Annotated in this window: 6 protein-coding genes and 1 tRNA gene; 4 read left to right on the forward strand and 3 right to left on the reverse strand. The window is 33.8% G+C overall.

Going from position 1 to position 5,960, the window contains the following annotated elements; translation table 11 throughout:
* The 3 genes from RQ763_RS08605 to RQ763_RS08615 form a co-directional block, all read left to right on the forward strand.
* The coding region (locus RQ763_RS08605; RefSeq protein ID WP_314152393.1) for a hypothetical protein at positions 1-430 on the forward strand (430 nt) is incomplete at its 5' end.
* Entirely contained in the window at positions 405-776 is a 372-nt protein-coding gene (locus RQ763_RS08610; protein WP_314152394.1) for a hypothetical protein, read from the forward strand. The genes RQ763_RS08605 and RQ763_RS08610, both read left to right, overlap by 26 nt.
* 120 nt (positions 777-896) lie before the next feature.
* Positions 897-1,580, forward strand: coding sequence for a hypothetical protein (locus RQ763_RS08615; protein WP_314152395.1), 684 nt, complete (start codon positions 897-899; stop codon positions 1,578-1,580).
* 146 nt (positions 1,581-1,726) lie between these two features.
* Here the strand turns inward: RQ763_RS08615 and RQ763_RS08620 are convergent, their stop codons facing one another.
* Positions 1,727-3,319: a hypothetical protein gene (locus tag RQ763_RS08620; RefSeq protein WP_314152397.1), complete on the reverse strand. Its 1,593-nt coding sequence runs from the start codon at positions 3,317-3,319 to the stop codon at positions 1,727-1,729.
* 218 nt (positions 3,320-3,537) lie between these two features.
* On the opposite strand from RQ763_RS08620, the gene RQ763_RS08625 reads away from it, so the two are divergent.
* Positions 3,538-3,984: a hypothetical protein gene (locus tag RQ763_RS08625; protein WP_314152398.1), complete on the forward strand. Its 447-nt coding sequence runs from the start codon at positions 3,538-3,540 to the stop codon at positions 3,982-3,984.
* A gap of 335 nt (positions 3,985-4,319) precedes the next feature.
* Here RQ763_RS08625 and RQ763_RS08630 read toward each other — a convergent pair whose 3' ends face one another.
* Positions 4,320-5,414 carry a site-specific integrase gene (locus RQ763_RS08630; RefSeq protein ID WP_314152400.1) on the reverse strand — a complete coding sequence of 365 codons (1,095 nt, stop codon included), beginning with the start codon at positions 5,412-5,414 and terminating at the stop codon, positions 4,320-4,322.
* Positions 5,415-5,565: 151 nt separating this feature from the next.
* A tRNA-Val gene (locus RQ763_RS08635) sits at positions 5,566-5,641 on the reverse strand.
* Positions 5,642-5,960 lie beyond the last annotated feature (319 nt).

A 5,960-nucleotide genomic window follows, 5' to 3' on the forward strand; every position in this document is an offset into this window, starting at 1 on the left:
GAGTGAGCAGGAAACTATTAACGCAAACCTGCAAATACTAAGACAAGAGCGAGAAAACCGTCAAGAGCCTTTAAGGATAAGTACTTGCAACGATGTATCTGCTTTAAATCCATTTTATTCCCTTGCTTTAATAGTGCAGGAGATAAAAAAGATAAATACTCAAGAGCTGGAGAGAAGACTTGCAGATGAATTTAAAAATAAAATAGACGGAGACAGTCTCTTAAATGCAGTAGTTGAGAGAGTCGAAATAATTCAAAAAGCGACAGAACATGAACTTGATGACTTTTTATCCAAAAACAATGTACTTGATATTTTAAATAATGAAAAAATCAACCAAATGCTCGACAAGAGTTTTGGTGCATCTGCTGGCAATGAAGTAAAACATACACAAAAGGAGACATACGATGAGTCCGATACCCACGCATACTGAAAATAGTGCAAAATATGAAAAACTGCAAGAAGCAATTCTTGTAAAGTTCATAAAACAAACAGAAGATCGCTTAAATAGTTATGAGCAGAGAATCGAAAATATGATACTTACGGTAGCTAACATCAATGATCTTGTTCTTGATATTACTGATATTATGTATAGAAGCTCAAGCGCAAATACGCAGCTAGAGATAGATGCTAAAATATCAGCAGCACTGGAGAAGTTTGAACTTGATAAACACTCAAAAAAAGATACTCAAAAAAAACCGTTCCCGGTACTCAATGCCTCAATTGCGGGTTTGTTTATCGTGGCAGCGGTAATAATGACTAAGGAATTTTTGTTTTAGTATATAATTTTAATAAATTTTGTTACAATTTGTATAAGATTTTTTAAAAAAAATCAAAGAGAGAGAGAAGTAAGGGCATTTAAAGATGTATCCTTTTAATTAAACAAGCAAGGGAAGAGAATGAAAAATACGTTAAAGATGTCAGTAGTAGCAGTTGGAGCGGCAGTTATGTTTAGTGGGTGTTCTACGTTGTCAGATATGGGAAGTGCGGCATACGATATTGAAAGTATTATGTCTACAAGCTCAATGGTTACAGGGATGTTTCAATCGACGGAAGTAGACGGTGCGAAATCAAAAGAGTTCTCTAAAGAGAAGATGGCTTCATACGAAGCACTAGCTATTCAGTTCAAGGGGAACGACTCTGCTTATTGGGGTGGGCATGGCTTGGCATTTGATGAAAATATCGAGACAGAGCTTATGAAGAAAGGCTTTAGTACCTACAAATACAGCTCTACTTCGTCTAGCGCTAACTATGAAGGTAAACCGGAAGCGATAGCAGATGCAGCTAAAAAGCTTAAAGCAAAAGGGGTTGATGCGCTTATTACCGGAACCATAACTTCGTCGCATGAGGTTTCTTCTGGCTTCGCTGGCGCAAAAAGCAAAGCGACAATAACAGCCGCTAACTTCTCCATTGTGGATGTTAAAACGGGTAAAACAATGGCTACTGTTAACATAGCTTATAAAAATGGTGTTAGTAATATAGAGTGTGCAAAAGATATCTCTCTTGCTCTTACGGGGATGATGGAAAATCCAGATATGGAAATCGCGAAAGCGTTTGAACAAGCTAAGGCTAAAAAGTCTTAGCCTTGCTAGAGGGGTGCAGTATTTTAACTGTACACCTTCTCTTTATTAGTGCCGTTTCCAAATTGTCGTTTTTAATCGGCAATGTTTGAAAAGCTCAAACATTAGAAGTACTATACATTAAAAATAATAAAAAAGCAATAATTATGTTAATAATTACAATCTTCTAGCTCACTCTTTAACTTCCGAATAAACTCTTCATCACTATCATTGAACTCAAGTTTCTCAAAATCTGTCCATCCTTTATTAATAAGCATTTGTGCCATAAGCTTAATCTCTTCATCATCAGTATATTCTGCCTCAATTCTCTGGTAACTATCGATAATCTTTGAATCTTTTGAGGTGATAACAATATGGTCGCTTTCTTTTTTAATAAAGTACTTGGAGAGGTCGATATCTGCATCTATATCGTATATTTCTTTAAATATCTTGTTCTGGAAAGAATCAAAGAATTTTAAACTTACTAAATTGCTTGCAAACGCTTCCTCTGGCAAAGGGAGTTTCTGCGATTCCATCAGCTGCTTTGTGATCTCGCTCCAGGTGGTGTCTATCTGATTGTAATATAAACCATAATCCTTGCCCTTGAAGGTAAACTTAATGCCTATATTTTGTCGTTTGCCGTTGATATTTTTACTCTTGAAGCCGATGTCCTCATAACCACTTTTCTGTAAAAACAACTTAAGCTCTCTTTCGTTTCTTGCATACTTTAAAGCTTCTTGCAAATCTTTTTTAACCGCATCATTAAACGTCTCAAACGGTCTCTCTTTTTTGCTCTTCTCTCTTGCCTGCATGCCGGAATAATCAAACTCCATTACTTCAAGGTTGTAGCCTCTTGCTTGAAGCTCCCCTATAATAGTTGATTGAAAACCGTTGCAGTGTTTTATATAATCCCTCACCAAAAAGTTATCTCTATCATTCAGTCTCTCAAGCGCGCTCTTGTCTTTTCTCGTTATTGCCTCTAGTGTTTTGCTCATCTGCTCATTTAACGGTATTGGATAGAGCTTTGATATATCATTGCCTCGGTACTCAAACGATAAATTATTTTCAACGAGCCTCTTTTTTAAATTGTTCATAACTTTGATATAAAACTGTAAGTTTCCGGTCTTTTGCGTGTACTCCAGCAAAAGGTCTAAATTATTTGCCATATCTTCGCTTTTGCGGTTGACATAGTTAGAAAATACTTTATTGTTCATCTTCTGGGTCCACCAGGAAAAATTACTGCATTTTTGCATAAGACCTTTATATCTATTTGTTCCATGCTCTTTATCTTCTGCAAAATGAAAAACCAAACCATACTTGCCGGCTCTCTCTTGCAAATGCTTCTTAAGATGGTAAAAGCTTCTGCCCATCTCTCTATTAGATAAAAGAAAATGAAAATGAGGCTCAATGTTATCAAACTCTACATCAGAGCTAAATGAGCGGTTATGATATGCTGCAAGCACATCATCTTTTAAATTGAATCTCTTTGTAGAGAAGTACTCTTTCTTATTGCCATGTCTATCTGTATACGTTCTTGTTTTTACTCTGAACTCATATTCTGTATTTGTTATTTCATCAAGCAGAGCTCTCATGACTTCATTGATCTTGTCTTTGGTCTCATAACCTTTTACAATCAGTTGAGATGTATCTATGCTGCATTTAAAATGATGTTTATGAAGAGTAGAGTTATACTCTTTTATATCATTCTTGATTGTATCCGCATGGTCTAAGATATGCAAATCAACTCTAAAATTCTCTTTCATCCTCATCTCTTTCAAGCTCGACGACAGTTGAGCATATAGCAAAAAGTATAGAAAAATTATACCATAATTTTTTATGCCCATACCTGATTATTAATATTCAAGTTTGTTTCAAATTACATTCAACTATTATCACATACATTCAATTATAGTAAAATAACATTCATATCAAGGAAAATATATGCTATAATCAGTCAAAATCATTCAAATTGGAGTCAAATATGTCTTTGGAAGAATTTTTAACGAATAACGAGCCAAATAAGAAAAAAAGCATATTTGAAAAACATAGGGATACTGTTTTTATGCTGCTGGAGAAAGAGTATTCTCAAAAGCAAGTCATAGAGTATCTTAGAAGTGTATCAAAAAACAAAACAGGTATTACAGATTCAAATTTGAGTAAATGGCTCAAAAGAAACAAAACCAAATTACAAGAAAAACGACAATCAGTTCCCGAAAAAAGTATTTTAATAAAGCCGACGATAAAAGTAGATAGCTCAGATGTAGCAGCTCAAAAGCAGCAGAAAGAGAGCAAAACAATACAAAAAGAAAAAAGTTATCATGAAATGACAGAAGCAGAGCGCCGAGAAGAGACAAAGAAGAGCTTGCATGAAGCAGCAATGACTATGTATCCAAAACCGGCTTATTTAGATAATACGAATAAAGAGTAGGAAGGCCTTGCTCTTCAAATCTTCTCTTCATTCTAAAATTTTAAAAGAAAAAACTAGATACTGCCTTTATACTTGAATTGTTCAATCCAGATTTAATGTGAATTTTAGCCGAACTCGTGTGAGGTGGTTTTGCTTGCAAAAAATATTCATTTTTAATCTTAGTGCCAAATGTTGTGGGCTATTTATAAAACTTGGTATATAATTTTTTTGCGATTAACACTTGTTAGAATTAATGGAGTGGCAAGGCTGAGAGATTAATTACCTCTTAGCCTTTTTTTTTGCACCTATGTTAAATTAACATAGTCAAGGGGTTTATCCCCTTGTCTCCCAAATCCTCACTTCTTAACAATCCCCAAATACACATCAACGGCTTCTTTCGCCATTAATTCCTTTTGATTTGAATATCTTTGCGTGGTTGTAATTTTAGAGTGCCCTAGAGCTCTTGAAATGCTTTCAAGAGGTACATTATTATTAACAAGTGTAAAACCAAGTAGATGTCTAAAATCATGTATTGTCATCTCTTCTATTTCTACATCTTTTCTAATGCGGTTCCATACACGAATCGGGAAGGTAAAATAAGGTTTATCTGTTTTGGGATTTATAAAAATAAAACCGCTCTCTTTTTTATCTAAATACTCCAAATGTGCTATAAGCTCATCATCAAGTGAGAAAGTAAGATTTTTTCTTACTTTTGATTGAGAGTCTCGAATATTATAAGTTTTATTTTCAAAGTTTAAATCAGACCATTGCATAGATAAAACCTCTCCTGCTCTTCTCCCTCTTATCAAAAACATAAACATTACTCTATACTTATTATTTGCAATATTCATTATTGCGTCAAAAAGAGCTTTTACTTTATCGTCTGGTAGATTAAAATATTTGTTTGGATCATACTCTGGGAACTTTAACCCTTTAATTTGATTTTTATGGATAATACCTTTTTCTATTGCATCATTAAAGATTGGAGAGAAACAAGTTTTTACGGTTTCTATAAAGCTTGGTTTGCTTCCTTTTTTAACCATAACATTAATTACTTTTTGAAAATCATCTTTTGTGATTTGCTTGAGCTTTTTTGACTTCAAATGTTGCGGTATATGGTTGCGGTAAAATGATTTATAGACAGTTATTTTTTTAGTAGATAACAAATTGCCGCTCTCTTTAAAATCCATATACTCATTGAAATATGAGTCAAGCGTCGGATTATCTTCTGCTCTTATAGAGTCTCCGGCTTTTATTTTTTGTATGAGTTCATTTCTTTTTTGAAAGGCTATAGAGGGGTTTGTCCTTATTGCATCATTGGAGTACCCGACTATCTGTTCCGTGTTAATAAGACCTCTTATATTGATTCTGGCAATGTAGGTTTTAACCTTTGTTTTAGGTTCTTCTTTGTAGTAAATACCTGCAAATTTTGTTTTTATCAAATTAGACATTTTTATTTCTACCTTGTTTAAAATCTTACCGCAACATTTACCGCAACATTTTATCAGTATTTAGTAGTAAATGGATATATGGAAATTGTAACAAGTAAAACATATGGGGAGCTTAAAGTGCCTAAAATAAGTAATTAGTAGTAATAAATGATGGTGCTCACAACTGGACTCGAACCAGTGACTTTTACCTTGTCGAGGTAACACTCTACCAACTGAGTTATGCGAGCATGAGCGAAATTTTACCAAAAAATTCTTAAAGTAATTTTTCTGCAATTAACGTATTATAAAAGTTATAAAAAAATGAAATCCGAACAAGATATTTACTTTTAATTTATGTTTATTAAGTGTATAATTCCACCCATAATTAAAAAGTAACATAAGGCAAGTTATGAACTTAACCGAGTTAGAAGAGATAGGCTTAAAAAGTGTTGGTAAAATTTATCATAATCTAAGTTATGATGAACTAATTCGACATGAGATTGAAAATAATGAGTGTGTTGTGACCAAGAAGGGTGCAACAGCTGTAGACACTGGTATTTTTACCGG

The organism is Sulfurimonas sp., assembly GCF_032250635.1.
In the GTDB taxonomy this organism is placed as follows: domain Bacteria; phylum Campylobacterota; class Campylobacteria; order Campylobacterales; family Sulfurimonadaceae; genus Sulfurimonas.